Source organism: Nannocystis bainbridge (assembly GCF_028368995.1).
GTDB classification, from domain to species: Bacteria; Myxococcota_A; Polyangia; order Nannocystales; family Nannocystaceae; genus Nannocystis; species Nannocystis bainbridge.
The window spans coordinates 249,592-269,286 of the sequence record NZ_JAQNDL010000005.1; the positions used below are offsets into that span (position 1 = coordinate 249,592).

Annotated in this window: 13 protein-coding genes; 11 read left to right on the plus strand and 2 right to left on the minus strand. The window is 72.8% G+C overall.

Going from position 1 to position 19,695, the window contains the following annotated elements:
• Positions 1-47: 47 nt before the first annotated feature.
• A complete protein-coding gene (locus tag POL25_RS41350; RefSeq protein ID WP_267702410.1) occupies positions 48-278 on the minus strand; it encodes a Sec-independent protein translocase subunit TatA/TatB in 231 nt (76 codons plus the stop codon).
• Positions 279-436: 158 nt separating this feature from the next.
• On the opposite strand from POL25_RS41350, the gene POL25_RS41355 reads away from it, so the two are divergent.
• The 3 genes from POL25_RS41355 (at position 437) to POL25_RS41365 (ending at position 4,805) form a co-directional block, all read left to right on the plus strand.
• Positions 437-2,398, plus strand: coding sequence for a LysM peptidoglycan-binding domain-containing protein (locus tag POL25_RS41355; protein WP_272091944.1), 1,962 nt, complete (start codon positions 437-439; stop codon positions 2,396-2,398).
• Entirely contained in the window at positions 2,395-3,666 is a 1,272-nt protein-coding gene (locus POL25_RS41360; RefSeq protein ID WP_272091945.1) for a molybdopterin molybdotransferase MoeA, read from the plus strand. Before POL25_RS41355 ends, POL25_RS41360 begins: the two co-directional genes overlap by 4 nt.
• A gap of 83 nt (positions 3,667-3,749) precedes the next feature.
• Complete coding sequence (locus POL25_RS41365; protein ID WP_272091946.1) at positions 3,750-4,805, plus strand: RluA family pseudouridine synthase; 1,056 nt, start codon at positions 3,750-3,752, stop codon at positions 4,803-4,805.
• A gap of 1,090 nt (positions 4,806-5,895) precedes the next feature.
• On the opposite strand, the gene POL25_RS41370 is transcribed toward POL25_RS41365, so the two are convergent.
• Entirely contained in the window at positions 5,896-6,507 is a 612-nt protein-coding gene (locus POL25_RS41370; RefSeq protein ID WP_272091947.1) for a DUF6940 family protein, read from the minus strand.
• 123 nt (positions 6,508-6,630) lie between these two features.
• On the opposite strand from POL25_RS41370, the gene POL25_RS41375 reads away from it, so the two are divergent.
• The 8 genes from POL25_RS41375 (at position 6,631) to POL25_RS41410 (ending at position 19,526) form a co-directional block, all read left to right on the plus strand.
• Entirely contained in the window at positions 6,631-7,458 is an 828-nt protein-coding gene (locus tag POL25_RS41375) for a PP2C family protein-serine/threonine phosphatase (protein ID WP_272091948.1), read from the plus strand.
• 288 nt (positions 7,459-7,746) lie between these two features.
• Positions 7,747-9,471, plus strand: a complete 1,725-nt coding sequence (locus tag POL25_RS41380) for a hypothetical protein (RefSeq protein WP_272091949.1) — start codon at positions 7,747-7,749, stop codon at positions 9,469-9,471.
• Between the two features lie 121 nt (positions 9,472-9,592).
• On the plus strand, positions 9,593-11,071 hold the full coding sequence (locus POL25_RS41385; RefSeq protein WP_272091950.1) for a ferritin-like domain-containing protein: 1,479 nt from the start codon (positions 9,593-9,595) through the stop codon (positions 11,069-11,071).
• A 35-nt stretch (positions 11,072-11,106) separates the two neighbouring features.
• Positions 11,107-11,631, plus strand: a complete 525-nt coding sequence (locus POL25_RS41390) for a hypothetical protein (protein WP_272091951.1) — start codon at positions 11,107-11,109, stop codon at positions 11,629-11,631.
• A 117-nt stretch (positions 11,632-11,748) separates the two neighbouring features.
• Complete coding sequence (locus POL25_RS41395; RefSeq protein ID WP_272091952.1) at positions 11,749-15,171, plus strand: WD40 repeat domain-containing serine/threonine protein kinase; 3,423 nt, start codon at positions 11,749-11,751, stop codon at positions 15,169-15,171.
• A 165-nt stretch (positions 15,172-15,336) separates the two neighbouring features.
• Positions 15,337-16,041 carry a hypothetical protein gene (locus POL25_RS41400; RefSeq protein ID WP_272091953.1) on the plus strand — a complete coding sequence of 235 codons (705 nt, stop codon included), beginning with the start codon at positions 15,337-15,339 and terminating at the stop codon, positions 16,039-16,041.
• Positions 16,042-16,148: 107 nt separating this feature from the next.
• Positions 16,149-17,234 carry a hypothetical protein gene (locus POL25_RS41405; RefSeq protein ID WP_272091954.1) on the plus strand — a complete coding sequence of 362 codons (1,086 nt, stop codon included), beginning with the start codon at positions 16,149-16,151 and terminating at the stop codon, positions 17,232-17,234.
• Positions 17,235-17,720: 486 nt separating this feature from the next.
• Positions 17,721-19,526, plus strand: a complete 1,806-nt coding sequence (locus tag POL25_RS41410; RefSeq protein ID WP_272091955.1) for a trypsin-like serine protease — start codon at positions 17,721-17,723, stop codon at positions 19,524-19,526.
• Positions 19,527-19,695: the final 169 nt, after the last annotated feature.

Below are 19,695 nucleotides of genomic sequence, written 5' to 3' on the forward strand. Positions count from 1 at the left end.
GGCTTCGTGATTCGGGCTTCGTGATCTTGGCGGCCTCAGGCGCGCGGTCAGCCCGGGCGGCCGTGCTTCGGCTCGTCCTTCGGCGTGACGTCGATCTCGCCGCGGCGATCGGCCTCTTGTTGCTTGTCGTGTTCGATCGCCTTCATCTCCTTGCGGAACCCTCGCAGCATCTGACCGATGCTCGATCCCAGCGCGGGCAGCTTGGACGGGCCGAGCACGAGCAAGATGACCGCGACGATGATGACGATCTCGAGGGGACTGAGGACACCCAGGAGCATGGCCGAAAGGTAGTCCTTCGAGCCTCGCTTTGCTAGCGTGGGCGGCGATGCGAATGCGACCCGGTCCGGATCTGCGCGGAGGCCGCCAAACCGCTCATAACCCCTCCTGGGTGGGGATTGGCGGGCTTCTAACGGCCCTGTGGCTGGGCGTTGCAGGTGTGGCTCACGGCGCACCGGCCGAGGAGCGCGAACGGATCGGGCCCCTCGAGGTCGCCGGCGGCGGTCGCGACCAGGTGCGAGGAGGGCGGCCGGATGGTGCCACGATCCACGAGACGCACGCGGGGCGGGCGGTCGACGCGGACGCGGCCGCGCGTGAGGACCTCGCCAGCTTCGAGCGCGGGGTGCTGGCGAACCCGCCGCGCGCCACGATCGAGAAGACCGCGCCCGAAAAGTGGATCGCCGCGCTCGCCCTGCCCGAGCTGCCGATCCGCTACGGCGCCAAGCTCGTCGAATATTTGCGCTTCTTCAAGGACGACGCCAAGGGCCAGGCGCTGATGCGCGGCTGGCTGCGGCGCATGAACCGCTACGAGCACCTCCTGCGCCCGATCCTCAAGGAGGTCGGCGTGCCCGAGGATCTCGTGTTCGTCGCCATGGCGGAGAGCGGATTTCAGCCGCATCGGCGCTCGCGCGTGGGCGCCGCCGGCCTGTGGCAGTTCATGGAGCCGACCGGCAAGGTCTACGGGCTCGAGCAGAACTACTGGGTCGACGAGCGCCACGACATCGAGCGCTCGACCTACGCCGCCGCCGCCTACCTCAAGGACCTGCGGGTCCGCTTCGGCTCGTGGGAGATGGCGCTGGCGGCCTTCAACGGCGGCTACGGCCTGGCGATGACCGCGATCGCGCGCGCCAACAGCAACAACTTCTGGGCCCTGTGCGAGATCGAGAGCGGTCTGCCGCACGCGACCACCCTCTACGTGCCGAAGATCCTGGCCGCCGCGCTGGTCGGTCGCAACCGGGCCGCGTTCAAGCTCGGACCTGACCTTTCGGACAGCCTGCCCCCGATCCAGTTCGTCAAGGTCGACGTCCCGCCGGGCACCGCCCTCTCGACCGTGGCCAAGGCGATCGACGAGGACCCGGCGCTGATCGAGGAGCTCAACGCCCAGCTGATCCGCAAGCGGACCCCGCCCGGGCGCAGCTACCCGGTGCGGATCCCCAAGGCCAAGCTGGCCGCCTGGGACCGCGGCGGCGTGCGCGACGGCGCCGGCGCCGATCACATCCAGCACGTCGTCGCCTACGGCGAGACCGTCGTCGCCATCGCCGGGCGTTACGGCGCCACCGAGGCCCAGCTGCGCAAGCTCAACGGCCTCGAGGACAACGCCGAGCTCGAGCGCGGCGTCGTCCTGTTGGTCCCGCGCGGCTCGGCCGCCGCCGCACCTGCCTCTTCGGACAGGTTGCTCGTGCCCGCGCCCAAGGTCGCCGTGGGCCCCGACCAGCGGCTGGTGTTCTTCGCCGTCACCCGCTCGACCACTCCGCGCGGCCTGGCCGACGCCTTCGCGGTCCCGTGGGACAGCATCGTCGCCTGGAACGACCTCGACCCGCAGGCCCGGCTGCAGCCTGGCCAGGTGCTGCAGGTCGTCGTCCCGCGGGGCTTCGACGCCAGGGCCGCCAAGATCGTCGTGCTCGAGCAGAGCGCCGTCGACCTCGTGATCCGCGGCTCGCGGGAGCACCTCGAGGCCGGCCTCAAGCAGCGCGGCCTGCTGCGGCGCGGCTACAAGGCCAAGAAGGGCGACACCCTCGAGAAGATCGGCAAGCGCTTCGACCTCACCGACGGCGACCTCGCGCGCATCAACGGCATCGACCGCAGCCACACCCCCGCGAACGGCGAGCTGCTGGTCGTCTACGTCAAGTCGGGCGACACCCGCGGCACCGTCGACGCTCCCGCCCCGCGCGGCAAGGTCGGCCCCGCCCCCGATGATTTGCGGGCCGACGACGCCGCCGAGGATCTGAGCACCACCCGCTACGCCGCCACCGCCGACGACCCGAGCGCCGCCTCCGCCGTCGACAACCCGGTGCCCTCGACCGACGAGACCAACTCCTTGCCTGGCAAGCGCGGCTGGTCCAAGCGCGGCAAGCACAAGACCACCCCGCCCAAGAAGACCAGCAAGAAGAAGTCCGGATGATCCCCGACGACCTCGATCCCGCCGACGCCCTCGCGCACGTCCTGGCCGCCTGCGCCCCGCTGCCGGGCGAGCGGCGGGCCCTCCACGCCGCCCGCGGCCTCGTGCTCGCCGAGACCCTGCGCGCCCGCTGGGCCATGCCCGGGGCCGACGTCAGCACCATGGACGGCTGGGCCGTGCGCGCCGCGGACCTGTCCCCCGGGAAAGCCGATGCCGCGCCGCCCGTCGCCACCGACCTGTCCGCAGGGACAGCCGAGGTCGAGCTCGCGGTCATCGGCGAGAGCGCCGCCGGTCACCCCTCGCCGGCCGCCGTCGGCCCCGGCCAGGCCGCGCGGATCTCCACCGGCGCCGTCCTCCCGCCCGGGGCCGACGCCGTGGTCGCCCAGGAGGACGTGAAGCGCCACGGCGAGCGCCTGTGGATCGACCTCGCCCGCGCCGGACGGATCGGGCCTGGCCACTTCGTCCGCCGCGCCGGCAGCGACCTCGCGGCCGGGGTCGAGATCCTGTCCCCGGGGACAGCCCTGCGCGCCGGCGACCTCGCCCTCGCCGCCGGGGCCGGCCACGCCGACGTGCTTGTCCACCGGCCGCCGCGCGTCGCCGTCTTGTGCACCGGCGACGAGCTGGTCGACATCGGCTGTCCTCCGGGACATGGCCAGGTGGTCAGCAGCAACGGCCTCATGCTCGCCTGTCAGGCCGAGGCCGCCGGCGCCGAAGTGCGCGACCTCGGGCGCGTCGGCGACGAGCCCGAGGCGCTGCGCCGGGCCCTCGCCGACGCCGCCGCCAGCAGCGACGTCTTGCTCGTCAGCGGCGGGATCTCCGTCGGCGACCACGACCTCGTCTGGCCGGCCCTGCTCGCTCTCGGCGCCCAGCCGATCTTCCGCCGCGTCCGCCTGCGCCCCGGCCGGCCGCTGGCGTTCGCGCGCCTCGGCGACACCCTCGTGTTCGCCTTGCCCGGCAACCCCGCCAGCACCTACGTCGGCTTCGAGCTGTTCACTCGCCCGGCCCTGCGCCGCCTCGGCGGCCACCTGCAGGTCGAGCGACCGCGCCGGCGGGTCATCCTCGCCGGCCCGGCCGAGGGCGCCGGCAAGCGCACCCACTGCGTCCGCGCCCGCCTGGTCGACGGCCGCGCCGAGCCGCTGCCGAGCCAGGTCTCCGGGGCCCTCACCTCTCTGCGCGCCTGCGACCTCCTGGTCCTCGTGCCCCCGGGCCCCGCGCTGCCGGCCGGCGCCGAGGCCGAGGCGCTGGTCCTCGCCGATCCAGGATCGACGTGACGCGCCGCCGGACAGGTCCCGAAGGGCATGCTCATGGGGACATGCCCGAGAGGCCATGTCCTCCCGAGCCTGCTCCAAAGAGCATGCCCAATCAGTCATGTCCCCACGGGCAGGTCCGCCCGGCCGGCGGCGCCAGCGAGTCCGCCGCGTCTGGGCCCGCCCTCGCCTCTTTCGCTACCGCCACCCCTGCAGTTCCTCCTGCTGCGCCCCCGCGCCCCACCGCGGCCTCGAGCCTCGTCTGCACCGCCGAGCCCGACGACGATGGCGAGCGCGCCGACGTCGTCCTCGGTCGACGCCTCCCTGGCCTGTCGCGGCGGATCGCCCGGGAGCTCGCGCTGGCTGGCCGGCTCACCGTCGACGGCCAGCGGGCCCCGCCGTCGCACCGCGTTCGCGCCGGCGAGCGCCTCGAACTCGCGGCCCCTGCCGCGCCCGCGCCCCGCGTCGACGCCCCCGATCTGCTCGCGGTCACCGACGCCTTCGTCTACGTCGTCAAGCCGGCCGGCCTGCACACCCACCGGCTCCGGCCCGGCGATCCGCCCGCCCTGGCCGATCGGGTCGCCCTCGCCTTCCCCGAGTGCGCCGCCGCCGGCCTCGACCCGCGCGAGGGCGGCGCGGTCCACCGCCTCGACCGCGGCACCTCCGGCGTCGTCGCCTTCGCCCGCACCCGTGACGCCTTCTTCGCCGCCCGCGACGCTTTTGCCGCCGCCCGCGTCGGCAAGCGCTACATGGCCGTCACGACATGTCCTATGGGCCATGTCTGGCCGCCCGCCCCGGCCCCATGGATCGCGTCGCTCGGCCCCGCCCTCGTCGAGGTCGACGCCCCGCTCGGCCCCGGCTCCGGCCGCGACCGCATGGCCGTGCGCTCCACCGGCCAGCCCGCCCGCACCCGCGTCGAGCCCCACGGCCCGCCGGGCCCGCGCAGGCTTTGGTCGCTCGAGCTGCTGACCGGCCGCCGCCACCAGGCGCGCGTCCACCTCGCCTGGCTCGGCCTGCCGATCGTCGGCGACGCGCTCTACGGCGGCGAACCTGCCGACCGCCTCTACCTGCACGCCCTGCGCCTCGATCTCTCGGCCGCGATCGCCAGCGAATCGCCGATCACCGCCCCTCTGCCGCCCGAGTTCACGGCCGCGCTCGGCTGAGCCACGCTGCCCTCTATCCCTCGTGGGATTGGGTCGCTAACAGCACGTAGCCGGCGACCGTGAGCAGCACGAACCCCCCGAGCGCGAACACTGCACGCCGGACGTGGAGGTCGTCGTCCGACCGGGCTGTCTGCCAGGTAGACCAGCATCGTGTGCGCGTAGGGCACCAGGTTGGCGTGCTGCCACGACAGCACGGCGAGCGCCCCGACCCAGGCCAGGAAGCCGAGGCCGATCGGCGCCAGGAAGTTGGCGAAGCGCAGGCTCATCAAAGACTGGGCGGCGACATCGGCAGGCAGTCGACGAAGCAATCCGCCGTATCTGCCGCGAACGTGCCGAGCGGCAGCGACGCCCGCGCTGCATCGAGTGCGGGCAGATCTCGGAAGTCTGCGCCCGCCTACTCGCTTGCCCAACCGATTAGCGCCCGTGTCTGGGCCTGGGATGAATTCGATTTTGCAGGGCTCTCGATCATCTTGCTCGCTCGCCCAGGCGGGCCTCTTCTCTGCCTTCTACGCTCTTGCTCCGACACCTCGCCCCCGAGCGCTCTACTTCCTTGCTGCAACCATCTCGCACCGCGCTCGCCTACTCGCTTGCCCAGGCGGACCTCTTCTGCGCTCTTGCTGCAAGGCCTCACACGCCGAGCGCTCTACCTACTTGCTGCATCACCGTGCGCTGCCCTCGCCCCCGCCTTCGCCTCCTCGCTTGCCCCGAGGCGGACCTCTTCTACTTCTACGCTCTTGCTTCCACCCCTCGCACGCCGAGCGCTCTACTTCCTTGCTGCATCGACGCGCCGCGCTCGCTACTCGCGTGGCCAACTACGCTTCCTCTACGCTCTTGCTTTGATGTCGCACGCCGAGTGCTCGACTTCCTCGCTGCACCGACCATGCTCTCGCTACCGCCCTCGCTGCCCCAAGCTCTTCTACGAGCTTGCTTCGATGCCTCGCAAACCGAGCGCTCTACTTCCTTGCTGCACCGACGCGCCGCACTTGGCCCGCTGCGCCTCGTCTACGCTCTTGCTTCAACACCCCGCACGCCGAGCGCTCTACTCCCTCGCCCCAGGCCCTCGCAACCCGAATTCCAACCCATCCCCGCGTCACCCCGCCAGCACCGGCGCCCGATAGGGCCCATGCCTGTAGTATTTCGGCCGCGCGTCGAGCCGCACGTGCAGCCACGGCACCGCGCCCCCTGACGTGCTCAGCCACAGCCCCGCCGGACTGCGGGCCCACGCCGCCTTCAGCGCCGCCCCGACCGCCTGCCACAGCGCATCCACCTGCCGCTCCGGGCCACTCCGCAAGAACGCCGCCAGGTGGCCGTACGCCGCGTAATCCGTTCGCGCGCGTGGCACCACCAGCACCGCGTCGCCGCCGAGGTTGGCGAACGTGCACACCTCCTCTTCTTCGTCGCGCTCGAGGTGCTCCGCGAACGCCACGGGCGACGGCTCGGCGCGCGACAGCTGAGGCGCCGACACCACCACCATCTCGAACGGCGACGCCGTCGACCTCGCCGACACCGCCGGCGTCTCCCAGACGAACGCCGCGAACGGGCTCGCTGCCAGCGTCTCGGTGAGCACCGATCGCAGCGCCCGATCGGCCTGCAGACCGGCCGCCAGCGCCGCCCAGGACACCGCCGTATCGCCTGATAGCAGCCGATGACGGCGCGACTCGCCAGCCACGGGCTCGCACGTGAACCTGAACGGAGCGGTCACGCCGCGACTCTAGCACGCACCGCCAGCCTGACCGATCGGACAGGCGCTGCGCGACGACCGGACGCGCCGCGCTGCGGCATCAGAAAGTTCGGAGCGCGCCTCTGCGGCGTGTATGCTTCACGAATGCGAACCCGGCACTTCGGCGCGACCGACCCTGGTTTGCGGCGGGAGCACAACGAGGACGCCTTCCTCGCCGACGAGCAGCTCGGGCTCTTCATCGTCTGCGACGGCGTCGGCGGGCGGGCCTTCGGCGAGGTCGCGGCCCAGGAGACCGTCGAAATCATCTGGGAGTGGGTCAAGCGCGACGCCGCCACGGTCGCCGTCGCCACCGACGAGGTCCGGGTCGCGCGGCGCATGGTCGTGCACGCGCGGCCGCTGCCCGGCCCGCAGGTGTGGCTCTCGCCCGCCTCCGTCGCCCGGCTCGGCGCGCTGATCCGCGGCGCGTTGCAGAACGCCTGCTACCTGGTCCACGGCATGGCCGAGGTCGACGCCAACTACTCGGGCATGAGCACCACCGCCTCCGTCGTGCTCATCGCCGGCGAGCTGGCGATCGTCGGCCAGGTCGGCGACTCGCGCGTCTACCTCGCGCGCGGCGACGACGTCCGCCAGCTCACCGAGGATCACACCCTGCTCAACATGCAGGTCAAGCAGGGCCTCGTCAGCCCCGAGCAGGCGCGCGGGCGCAAGAGCCAGATCACCCGCGCGATCGGCCTCCACGACTTCGTCGAGGTCGACATCCTGGCCTTCCCGCTGCAGATCGGCGACCGCCTGCTGCTGTGCTCCGACGGCCTCCACGAGTACCTCGACAGCGCCGACACCTTGACCGATCTGTTCCAGCGCGACGCCCGCGACGCCGCCCCGGCCGCCATCGCCCACGCCAACACGTGCGGCGGCAAGGACAACATCACCGCCCTGTTCGTCGAGATCCTGGACAGCGCCCGCGGCCCCTGACCGCCCGCGTGAAGAGGTCGTCGACCCGCAAGCACCGCACAGCCACGGTCGAGGTCGCTCTGGAACCGACCTGTCCCTTCCGCCAGCCCCACGCCCGCGCCGAACGAGGGTCCGCGCGCGCCCGGGCCGAATCGCCTCGCTCGGCAATGTACACACCTGTCCCACAGGACACATGATCCTCGCGCGGCCGCGCGCCACCGCCGAGCCCGGCCCGTCCTCCGCCGCCGCCGTGTGCAGCCGTTTACGCGTCTTCTCAGCGCCCGCGGATGCGGCTGAAATGACCGGACTATGCGCCTCGCCGCCCCTGCCTCCGCCCTGGCCTTGCTCGGACTCGTCCTCCTGCCCGCGTGCGGCGACGACCAGCCGGCGACGACCGAGAGCACCAGCGACACCGCCGGCACCAGCGAGACGACCACCGAAGACGCGACCGCGACCGCGCCGACCACTGAAGGGCCGACCTCGACCACCGTCGCGCCGACTACCACCACCCCCGGCACGACCACCGAGGCGGTGACCAGCACCACCGACGGCACCGCGACGGACGGCACCGACACCGACACCACCACCGGTGAGCCCGTCGCGCTGTGCGAGCGGCTCGGCGGCGAGGCCGGCGTCGGCGAGCTCGTCGACGCCGCGCTGGCCGTCGTGCTGAGCGACGACAAGGTCAACGGCTACTTCCTTAACAGCGACGTCGACGGCGGCAACCTCCGCACCTGTCTGATCAAGCAGCTCGGTCAGGTCGCCGGCTGTCCCGGCGTCGAGTACGACTGCCTCGACATGAAGACCGCTCATGCCGGCATGGGCATCTCGGCCGCCGACTTCATGGACTTCGCGCTCGACTTCTCGACCGCGCTCGACACCCACCAGGCCGCCCACCCCGACCTCGGCGACGCCGACAAGACCGCCATCCTCGACGTCCTCGGCGGCCTCGCGCCCGACATCGTCGAGGACGCCAGCAACGACGCCACCGTCTACCAGCGCGTCGGTCGCAAGCCGGCGATCGAGACCCTCGTCGGCGCGCCCGGCCAGGCCGGCTCGTTCGTCGACAACGTCGCCAACGACGCCGTCATCAACGGCTTCTTCGGCGGCACCGACTTCGAGCGCCTCAACACCTGTCTCACGCGCCAGGTCGGCGGCATCGACGGGCCCACCAAGTACGGCCTCGAGGTCGACGCCCCTGACGGCGTCGATCCGGGCGTCGGCGTCGGCAACGAGTGTCAGACCATGGCCGTCAGCCACGCCGGCCTGGTCGACGCCGACGACAACGTCGGCATCGACATCAACGACTTCGGGGCCCTCGTCACCGATCTCGTCACCGCCATGGAGGCCGCCGGCGTCGCCCAGACCGACCAGGAGGCGATCCTCGCCGTGCTCGGGCCGATGTGCGAGGACATCCTCGCGCCCGAGTTCAAGAACCAGTGCCCCGGCGCCAACAAGGTCGAGACGCTCGAGGCCGTGAACCTCGCCATGCCGATCCCCGACGACGGCTACGACGGCTCGCTCGCCAGCATGGCCTGCGCGATGTTCGAAGCGCCCGACGACGGCATCAACTTCATCGCCGGGGTGGAGGTCAGCATCGCCGCCGATCACACCTACGTCGGCGACCTCATCATCAAGCTCCAGGGCCCCGACGGCACCGTCACCACCATCCTCAGCCGCCCCGGCCTCGCCGAGCCGCTCGACGGTCAGGGCGCCTGCTGCGGCGACAACTCCAACATCGTCCAGTCGTCGCCGCTGCTGTTCAAGAACGGCGGGCTCACCGACGCCGAGCTGCTCGGCGCCGGCGTGCCCGACACCAACGACGTCGTGTGCGTCGACGAGCCCCAGCCCATCACCTGCGAGTTCCACCCCAACCCCGGCGCCGGCCCCGGCATGGACCTCGACGATTTCCTCGGCCTGGCCGCGAAGGGCTCGTGGCGCGTGTGTGTGGGCGACGCCGGCGGCGGGGACACGGGCACCCTGCACGGCGTCACCCTCGTGATCGAGAAGGTCAAGTTCGACCCGACGCCCTGAGCCGCGCCACCATGCACGGCGCTGGCGAAGCCGCGCGCGACCGCTCGCCGCGAACGCCCGCGCTCGCAAAGGCACCGCCCGCGGGCTTGACGACCGCCGCGCAGCCCGCTGTCCTGGGCGAATGATCCCGCTGCGCACGCGCCTCGACCTCGCCCCGCTGTTCGTCGCGCTCGGATGGCTGGCGGCCTGCGGCCCGACCAAGGGCGAGACCGAAGCGACCGGCGAGACCACCCAGACCACCCAGACCGGCACGACCACCGGCGGCACCACGACGCCGACCACCGGCGAGCCCGTCGCGTGCACCGGCGCGCTGACGCCGTTGATGCAGGCCCACGTCGAGCCGCCGGCGCCGTCGGGCTACGTGCGCTGCGACGACGGCCTGGTCCACCGGGCCGAGAAGCTCGAGTGCCTGGTGCCCGCGGTCCCCTCGAATTGCCCGGCCGACGCCTCACCCGGCGAGTGCTTCAGCAATGACGACTGCACCGAGCTGCCCTTCGGGTCCTGTCGCGAGGCGGTCATCCTCGGCGGTCTGGCCGCCACCGAGACCGGCGGCACCGGCCCGTCGTGCGCCTGCGAGTACGGCTGCCGCACCGACACCGACTGTCCCGAGGGACAGATCTGCCGCTGCGCCGGCGACGAGCTCGGCTCGTTCGCCCGCTGCATCGCCGCCGACTGCACCGTCGATGCCGACTGCCCCGGCCAGCTGTGCGCCGTCACCTCGCGCGCATGCTCCGACGGCCTGATCCGCGCCGCCTGCACCACGCCGCAGGACGAGTGCGCCGGCCCGGCCGACTGCGGCGGCAACCTGTGCGTGCTCAAGGACAGCCGGTGGGCCTGCAACAACGTCGACTGCGGCCGCCCCTTCATCGTCGACGCCGAGCGGGTGCAGGCGCCGGCGATCGGGCGTGACGACTGGCGCGGCCTGGTCGCCGCCCCCACGGCCGCTCCGGCCCTGCGCGCCCGCCTGCGCGACCACTGGACCGCGATCGCCCTGGCCGAGCACGCGTCGATCGCCTCGTTCGCGGCGTTCGTGCTGCAGCTGCTGGCCGTGGGCGCCCCGCCGGCGCTGGTGAGCGACGCCCAGCGCGCGCTGGCCGACGAGATCGAGCACGCGCGGATCGCCTTCGCGCTGGCCAGCCTGTACGAAGGGACAGGTATCGGCCCGGGCCCGCTGGCGATCGGTCGGCCTCGCCTCGCGGGCGACGTCGACGCGGTGGTCGCCGCCGTGATCGCCGAGGCGTGCGTCGCCGAGACGCTCGCCGGGCTCGAGCTGCGCGAGGCCGCGGCCCACGCCGTGGACCCGGCCCTGGCCCGCACGCTGGCGCGGATCGCCGCCGACGAGGCGCGCCACGCCGAGCTCGGCTGGCGCTTCGTCCAGTGGGCCCTCGCCGAGGCCGGCGCCGATCGTCAGCGCGCCGAAGCCTGCTTCGCCGCGGCCGTGGCCGACGCAGAGTCTGTTCTTCAGGACATGTCCCAAAGCCCAGGCTCTCCCGAGCTCCGCGGTCACGGCGTCGTCGACCCCCCGCTGCGCGCCGCGGTGTGGCGCCGCGGACTCGCCGACCTGGTGCGGCCGACGGCCGCGAGGCTGTGCGCGGCCTGACCGGCGCCGACCGAATTGGCCCGCCCGGAACAGCCATGAAGAAGCGCATCGATCCGCGGCAGCTGCAGGCCCACGCGCAGCGCGGCAGCCCGCGGATGCCCGAGCCGGTCGCCGCCTATCGCCGCAGCTCGCGGCGGGGCGACGGCGGCGACGACCCGTTCCCGCACGGCCGTTACTGCCTCGGCTTCGAGCTCCCGCGCGCCAGCGATGCCTGCGAGATGCGGGTCCGCGACCTGTACCGCGCGCTCGTCCCCTGGCTCGCCCACGAGCTCGTCGAGCGGCCGCAGCCGTGGATCGATCTTCTCGCGCTCGTCGACGAGCTGGTGCGCCGCGAGGACGACTGGTACGCCTGGGCCGCCCCGTGGCCGCTGGCCGACCTGCGTCGCGTCGTCGACGACGTCGCCGTCCTCATGACCGAGCAGCCGGGCCCGTGGGCGCGTCACCGGCTCGGCGACATCGACGAACCGCACCTCGCTCGCAAGTTCACCGACTTGCAGCGGGACCTCGCCGCGCACGCCTCCGACGTCTCCGAAGTCCTGGTCAACGTCCACTGGTGGTAAGCAGCTCCGGTGCGCCCGGAGTGATCGGCTCGACGTGAGCCCGCGGATCGCTGCAGCGCGCGGCGCACCCGTTGGTCGGCGCCGCGAGAAGGTGCGACCATCGCCGCGAGGGAGGGCATGGCGCACAGCAGCGAACAGGGGGTCGAGGCCAGCCACGACACCCACGACGATCCGCTCGGCGACGCCCACACCCTGTCCGCGCCCCCCTCCCGCGCCTCGACCACGCCCGAGCTCCCGCGCGTCGCCAGGGACGCCTACGTCATCGGCCAGGAGGTCGCCCAGGGCGGCATCGGTCGCGTCTCGTGGGCCCGCGATCGCCGGCTCGACCGACCGGTGGCGATCAAGGAGCTGCTGGTGTGGACCGAGCGGCAAGAGCGACGCTTCGTGCGCGAGGCCCTGCTCACCGCGCGGCTGCAGCACCCCGCCATCGTGCCGATCTACGAGGCCGCGCGCTGGCCCGAGGGCGCCCCGTTCTACGCCATGAAGCTGGTCTCGGGCCGCTCGCTCGCCGACCTCGTCGCCCAGTCGAGGTCGTTCACCGAGCGGCTGTCGTTGCTGCCGCACGTCCTCACCGTCGCGCAGGCCGTCGCCTACGCGCACAGCCTGCGCATCATCCACCGCGACCTCAAGCCCGCCAACGTGCTCGTCGGCGAGTTCGGCGAGACCGTCGTGATCGACTGGGGCCTGGCCAAGGACCTCGGCGAGGACGAGCCGGTCGCCGACAGCGTCGGGCCAGGCGGCGAGGGCCTCACGATCGACGGCGCCATCATGGGCACGCCCTCGTACATGCCGCCGGAGCAGGCCGCCGGCGCCGCGGTCGACGAGCGCGCCGACGTCTATGCGCTCGGCGCCGTGCTCTACCACGTGCTCGCCGCCGTCGCGCCCTACGACGGAGCGCCGTGGGAGCGGCTGCTCGTCGAGATCGCCGGGGGCCCGCCGCGGTCGATCGAGCAGCTCGCGCCGCTGGTGCCGGACGAGCTGGCCGCGATCGTGCACAAGGCCATGGCCCGCGAGCCCGCGGACCGCTACCGCACCGCCGCCGAGATGGCCGCCGACCTCGAGCGGTTCCAGACCGGCCGGATCGTCGCCGCTCACACCTACTCCGCGCGCCAGCTGCTGGCCCGTTACTGGCGACGCCACCGCACCGCCCTGACCGTCGCCGCCGCCGCGCTCGTGCTGGTCGCCGGCGTCCTGTTCGCCGCCTTCGTCAAGACCGACCGCGCCCGCCAGTTCGCCGAGCTCAAGGAGCGCGAGGCCGTCGAAGCCTCGCGCGCCGCCGACCTCGCCCGTCACGCCGCCGAGGACGCGCGCGCCCAGGCCACCGCGCGCGCCGACGGCATCACCCTGCTGCAGGCCCAGGACGCCCTGCGCCGCGACCCCAACAAGGCGCTCGCGTGGCTCAAGACCCTCTCGCCCGAATTCGCCGACGCCGCCCGCGTGCGCCGGATCGCCGCCGACGCCCAGGCCCGCGGCATCTCTCGCGCCTTCCGCGGTCACAGCGAATTCATCAATCGCGTCAGCGTCGCCCCCGACGGCGCCACCTTCGTCACCGCCAGCGACGACAAGACCGCGCGCGTGTGGGACCTCGCCAACGGCGAAGCGCGGGTCCTCGCCGGCCACGACGACGAGATCTGGAACGCCCAGCACACGCTCGACGGCGCCACGATCGCGACTGTCTCGAAGGACAGCACGCTGCGGCTGTGGGACGCCCGCACCGGCGCCGCGCGGGCCGTCTTCGCCGTCTCGCCGACCCGCGAGCTGATGATGCGGGCCGACGGCGCGATCCTCGGCGGGCGCACGAACAGCGGCGCCGCGTGGATCTTGCGCCCGGGCGCGACCGCGGTCGAATCTCTCACGCCCGCCGCAGATCCGCCGCGCTTCTCCAACCTCTCGCTCGACGGCCGGCGCTTGATCGTCCAGCCGCACGCCGGCGACGTCTACGTGCGCGACGTCGAGGGCGAGCGGCGGCGCGACCTCCCCGGCACACGCGGCGCCACCGGCAAGTGGTTCCTCGATCGCCGCGGCGACGTCGCCATCAACCTCGCCGCCGACGCCGTCGTCCTGTGGGACCTCGCGACCATGACCCCGCGCCCGCTCGACGTCGGCACGCACTCGCGGCGGCCGGCGTTCTCGTACGCCGGCGATCGGGTCGCCTTCGCCGTCGGCGCCGACATCGTCGTGCACGCCGTTCGCACCGGCGCGCTGGTGCGGCGGCTCGTCGGCCACGAGGGCCCGATCGAGATGGTCGGCTTCGCCAGCGACGATCGCCGCCTCGTCTCCGGATCCGTCGATCGCACCGTGCGGACCTGGAACCTCGGCTCCGGCGCGAGCGAGGTCCTCGCCGGCTTCGAGGGCGTCGTCACCGACGCCGAGCTGCTCGCCGACGGCCGATCGATCCTCGCCGTCTCGACCGCCGGTGAGGTCCGCCTGTTCGAGCCGCGGCGCGCCGGCCGGATCGTCACCGATCACGACGCTCCGACGACCGGCCTCGCCCTCTCGCACGACGGCCGGGCCGCCTCGCTCGACGAGCGCGGCCGCCTGCGGATCTGCGACCTCGACGGCCGCCTGCTCGCCGAGCACGCCGTCCCGCCCGCGCCGCAGCCCCACCTCCTCACCGCCCCCGACGGGCGCCGCTTCGCCGGCCTCGCCCGCAGCTGGATCTCCGTCCCCGACGGCCGCCACCCCGACCGCGACGCCGCGCCCGCGCGGCTGCTGCTCGGCAGCTTCGACGGCGCCGCGCCGACCCGCCACGACCTGCCCGCCGCCGCGCTCGAGCTCGTGTGGCGGACCGACGGCGGCGCCGTCCTCGTCGCGCTCGCCGACGGCAGCGTGCTGCAGGTCGACATCCATGGCGCGGTCGTCGAGCGCGACCGCTTCGCCGCCCCCGCGACCAGCCTCGCCGTCTCACCTGACGGCGCCTGGCTCGCGGCTGGCAGCGAGGACGGCAGCCTGCGCCTCACCGGCCTCGCCACCGGCGAGCATCGCCCGCTCGCGCGGCACGACGAGCGCGTCACGGCCCTCGCCTTCGCGCCCGGCGGCACCTGGCTCGCCAGCGGCTGCGCCGATCACACGGCCCGGCTGTGGCGCCTGCAGGACGGCAGCTTCCGCGCCTTCGACGAGGGCGGCCACGGCGTCGAGCAGCTCGCCTTTTCGGCCGACGGCGGCGCCCTGTTCATCCTCAGCGGCGGCGAGACCCAGCTCCGTCACCTGTCCGTCGAGACAGGTGATTCTCTGCCCCCGCTGCCCGGTCACCTCGGCAAGCTGCTCGGCTTCACCGTCGCCGCCGACGGAAGGCGCCTGCTGACCCACGGCGCTGACGGGGCCGTGCGCGTCATCGATCTCGCCGACGGCGAGGGTCGCACCCTCGCCGGCCACACCCTCCCAATTACCGGCGCAGGCTTCGCCGCGGGCGGCCGCACCATCGTCACCCTCGGCCGCGAGGGCACGCTGCGCGCCTGGCCCGACGATTTGCCCGAGACCATGCCCGAGCTGCGCGCCTGGCTCGACGCCGCCACCCCCGAGCGGATCGCCGGCCGCTGACGGGCGGGCCCTCCCGTACATCCAGCGCCCGTTCCAGGGCCATCTCACCGGAGCGGCAGCGCTCGCCGCCGATCCTTCCCCACTCATCGGCGACGTGATCGCCACGCTCATCGGCAGCTTCGATGCCGTCCCGATCCCCGACATCGACGACAATCACCGAGGCCCATGTTCGCACCCCGCCCGCTCGTCGTCGCCGCCCTCGCCCTGGTCACCTGCGCCGATCGTCCGCTCGGCGCCACCGAGACCGGCACCTCGGATGCCACCACCACCACCACCACCTCGGGCACCACGATCGAGCCGACCACCGCCGTCCCGCCGCTTCCGTCCACGACCACCAGCGACGACTCCGCCGGCACCACCCTCGATCCGAACATCAAGCTCGACCTGCTCGAGCCCAGGCCCGGCCTCATTGGCTGCAGCCTCGACGCTCCGGCCGGCACAGCGCTCGAAGGCGCCACCGATCTGGGTCCTTTCATGGCCCAGCGCGCCTATTTCGGGTGGAGCCACTTCGACAACCACCGCTACGAGCCGCAGCTCTTGTTCGTCTCGCCCGGGGCCGACCCCGCGGTCGAAGTCCTGCATAGCCATGGCAACACCGGCGCCATCCTCTACGGCAACGTCAGCACCGACCCCTTCGACGGGGGCGGCTGGGTCGGCGAGTGGTCGGGACAGCTCGACGTCTTCGACCAGGGCCAGCTGAGCGCGGCCATGGGACCGCAGACCGTCATCATCGACGCGCTCGCCGGCAACTGGGACGAGTTCGATCCCGCCGACCCGCCGCGGCTCGTGGGCAGCATCCAGGGTCCCATCAGCGGCCCCTTCGACGCCGTGTTCTGCGACGAGCTCAACGTGCAGATCACCACCGATTAATCGATCGGGATCGCAGCGCCGGTCCGCGTCCTGACATGACCTGTCCCTCGGGACATGCGCTCCCGCCCTTCGGACGATCGGCTCGCGCTCTGCTACCCTCCCCTCCCTTGGCGACCGCCGACGATCCCCCGGCCTCCGCCCGCGCCTGGCTCGCGTGCCTCGGCCTCCTCGCCCTTGCGATCGCCGCCTCGTTCTATTTTTACGGCCTCGGCACCGGCGGCGGCTTTTATCACCGCATCGCCCTCGCCCCGCTCGCGCCCGCCGAGCACGCCCCTTACTACCGCGAGTCGCTGCTGCACGTCGGCCTCGCCCATCTGCTCGGCCTCACCGGCAGCGTCGAATGGTTTCGCCTGTTCGTCCTCTGCGGCTTCTGGCTCGGCCTCGCCCGCCTCCTCGCCGTCGCCGCGCGCCGCCTCGCTCTCGCCGACCTCGTCCTCGTCCTCGCCGTCGCCGTCGCTCATCCCACCGCGATGATCGCCCACGCCTGGACCTGCCATCCCGACGCCTTCACCTACCTCCTCGCCCTCCTCCTGCTGTTCGCGCGCAGCCCCGCCGCCGCCTTCGTGCTCGGCTTCCTCGGCGCCTGGAACCACCTGCCGATGTGGCTCCTCCTCTGCGCCGACGCCATCGTCCTGTGGTTCACCTTCGCCGAGCCGCGCGCGCGTCCGCGGGCCCTCGCGCTCGCGCTCGGTTGCATCCTCGGCGCCGTCACCATCAAGCTCGCTCTCCACCTCGCCGGCGTCACCCTCGCCGAGGACCGCTTCGCCGCCGCCGCTCGTCATCCGCTGCCGGTCCTCGTCGGCTACTGGACCGACGCCGGCTGGCCCATCGTCTACACCCTGCATTTCGCCCACCTCGTGTGGCTGCCCGCGCTGCTGCTCGCCCTGCGCCGCCTCGCCCCGTGGGCCGCTCTCGGCTTGCTCGTCACCCAGGCGCTCGCTCTCGGCGCCACCTTCTTCACCGAGGACACCACGCGGGTGTTCGCCTGCCTCGCCGGCCCGCCGCTGCTCTACGCCCTCGTGCGCGCGCTCGAGCTCCGCCCCCTGCCTCGCGCATCGTTCCTGCGCCCGCTCGTGCTCGCCGGCGTCCTCGTCACCCTCGTCGCGCCCAAGTTCTTCGCCTGGAAGGGTCGCCTCCACGACCTCGAGCCAGCCCGCGCCCACCTGCGCAGCTTGCTCGCGTCGAAGCCCTGACATTCGTCGCCTGCGCCGAACCTCGGCTGCAATTCATGAGCGCCGTCGCCTCCACGACCTCTGCTCCGCCGCGCTCGTCGTGAACGCCAGCCGTAGCGACTCGTGCGCGCCGTGATCACGCCGCCGCGCTCGTCGTGATCGCCGGCGCCAGCCATAGCGACCCGTCCGCGCCCCGCGATCGCGCCGCCCTACTCGTCGGCTGCGGCTTCCCGGACCCAACCCCTTCTTCGCGACCGCGCGCCGACGACCTCTAACAATTTTTTTCACGCCCCCGGGAAGATGCCGCCTGCCCGGCGTTGACCCGGCGAACCAGGACGCCGCCCCGCCGACCGCCGTGTCGCCAGCCGGCCGACCCTTGCGCGCTCGCACAGCAGCGCCGCGTACGACCTCGACCCGCGCCTGTGCGCGGCGTTCGGCGGCCGCCGGGGAACGTGTCCCTTTCACCATGTCCCATACAACATGTCCAAAAGACCACGAGCTATCGTCATGAACCAGCGCATCCTCATCCCCGCCGCCGTCCTCCTCGCCTTCCCCCTCGCCTGTGACGACCCCGACGACCTCCAGGCCGACGAGGCCCTCGAGATCGACAGCGGCGACGACGAGCCCGGCGTCGGCGCCACCGACGGCTTCGACCTCACCACCGCCCTCGAGCCGCAGACCATCGTCGGCGGCGGTCCGGCCAGCGAGGGCGAGTATCCCTTCATGGTCTCGGTCCAGACCTCCGGCGGCAGTCATTTCTGCGGCGGCAGCCTGGTCGCCCCGCAATGGGTCCTCACCGCCGCCCACTGCGTCAACGGCACCAGCCCCGCCAGCATCCGCACCGTCATCGGCCGCACCGACCTCGCCTCCGCCTCCGGCGAGATCCGCAACGTCGTCCAGATCGTCGTCCACCCGCGCTACAACACCGAGGCCGGCGACCTCGACAACGACCTCGCGCTGCTGGTCCTGTCGTCGCCTTCGACGCGCACCCCGATCGAGCTGGCCGCCCCGCACTCCGGCAGCGACCGCGCCTCGTGGATGCCGAACGTCCTGGCCACCGTGATCGGCTGGGGCGCGCTGTGGGAGGGCGGGCCCGGCACCAATCACCTGCAGGAGGTCCAGGTACCCGTGCTGACCGACACCTACGCCGCCCAGCCCAGCGTCTACGGCGGCCGCTACAACCCCGCGGTCCACGTCGCCGCCGCGCCGACCCTCGGCGGCCAGGACTCCTGTCAGGGCGACAGCGGCGGCCCGCTCCTGGCCTGGACCGCCACCGGCCTGCAGCAGTTCGGCGTCGTCAGCTGGGGCGATGGTTGCGCCCGCCGCGACAAGCCCGGCATCTACACCAAGATCTCCAGCCAGCGCCTGCACCGGTGGTTGCGCTCCGTCATCCACGAGACGCCCGCCGTCGGCGACTTCAACGGCGACGGCCGCGACGACATCCTCACCTTCACCCACGGCGACTCGGTCGGCGGCCCGCTCGACGTCTACGTCGCCCTCTCCAACGGCAGCAGCTTCGGCGCCGGCCAGCTATGGCACGACTGGTGGGCCCACCGCGGCCACGTCGGCGCCGTCGGCGACTTCAACGGCGACGGCCGCGACGACATCTGGGCCTTCAGCGACAGCCAGGTGTGGGTCGGTCTGTCGCGCGGCTACGACTTCAACGGCACCGTCTACACCAGCAGCGCCGGCACCACCGACCCTGACGACATCGGCCGCGTCGCCGACGTCAACGGCGACGGCCGCGACGACGCCGTCCTGTTCGCCGCCGACGGCACCGGCGACGTCCACGTCATGCTGTCGACCGGCTCGGGCTTCGGCGCCAGGACCAAATGGCACGAGTACTTCGCCCCCGAGGGCGAGACGCCGATGCTCGCCGACTTCAACGGCGACGGCCGGGCCGACCTCGTCACCTTCACCCAGAGCATGAACGGCGCCCAGGCCGTCGTCGCCCTCTCCAACGGCTCGAGCTTCGGCGCCGCCGCGGTGTGGAACAGCTGGTTCGCCCCCGCCGGCGAGGTGCCCGCGGTCGGCTACTTCAACACCGACGCCCGCGCCGACATCGCCGTCTTCGACCGCAACTACGGCGCCTACGTCGGCCTCTCCAACGGCGCGAACAACTTCGCCTCGGCCCTGTGGACCTCGTCCTTCGGCGACTGGAACGACACCCTCACCACCGGCGACGTCAACGGCGACGGCCGCGACGACCTCATCGCCTTCACGCAGGACCAGAACGCCGACGTGTGGGTCGCCCTCTCCAACGGCGCCGGCTTCGGCGCCTCGTACATCGCCCACAACTACTTCGCGCCGTAAATCACGAAGGCCTCGCACCGCATGAGGCCAGCAACGAGGGCCCGCGTCGCGCGACGCGGGCCCGCGCGCGTGAGCGCCGTCGTGCCGCACTGCATCACCACGACGAGCCGCCCCGCATCACCGCGACGCGGGTAATTCGTGCTCACGCCACCTCACCCTGACGACCCCG

Bases quoted from the DNA above. Each gene is read 5' to 3' on its own strand.
- POL25_RS41350 (WP_267702410.1), bottom strand. From the start codon at position 278: ATGCTCCTGGGTGTCCTCAGTCCCCTCGAGATCGTCATCATCGTCGCG.
- POL25_RS41360 (WP_272091945.1), top strand. From the start codon at position 2,395: ATGATCCCCGACGACCTCGATCCCGCCGACGCCCTCGCGCACGTCCTG.
- POL25_RS41365 (WP_272091946.1), top strand. From the start codon at position 3,750: ATGCCCAATCAGTCATGTCCCCACGGGCAGGTCCGCCCGGCCGGCGGC.
- POL25_RS41375 (WP_272091948.1), top strand. From the start codon at position 6,631: ATGCGAACCCGGCACTTCGGCGCGACCGACCCTGGTTTGCGGCGGGAG.
- POL25_RS41380 (WP_272091949.1), top strand. From the start codon at position 7,747: ATGCGCCTCGCCGCCCCTGCCTCCGCCCTGGCCTTGCTCGGACTCGTC.
- POL25_RS41385 (WP_272091950.1), top strand. From the start codon at position 9,593: ATGATCCCGCTGCGCACGCGCCTCGACCTCGCCCCGCTGTTCGTCGCG.
- POL25_RS41390 (WP_272091951.1), top strand. From the start codon at position 11,107: ATGAAGAAGCGCATCGATCCGCGGCAGCTGCAGGCCCACGCGCAGCGC.
- POL25_RS41395 (WP_272091952.1), top strand. From the start codon at position 11,749: ATGGCGCACAGCAGCGAACAGGGGGTCGAGGCCAGCCACGACACCCAC.
- POL25_RS41400 (WP_272091953.1), top strand. From the start codon at position 15,337: ATGTTCGCACCCCGCCCGCTCGTCGTCGCCGCCCTCGCCCTGGTCACC.
- POL25_RS41410 (WP_272091955.1), top strand. From the start codon at position 17,721: ATGAACCAGCGCATCCTCATCCCCGCCGCCGTCCTCCTCGCCTTCCCC.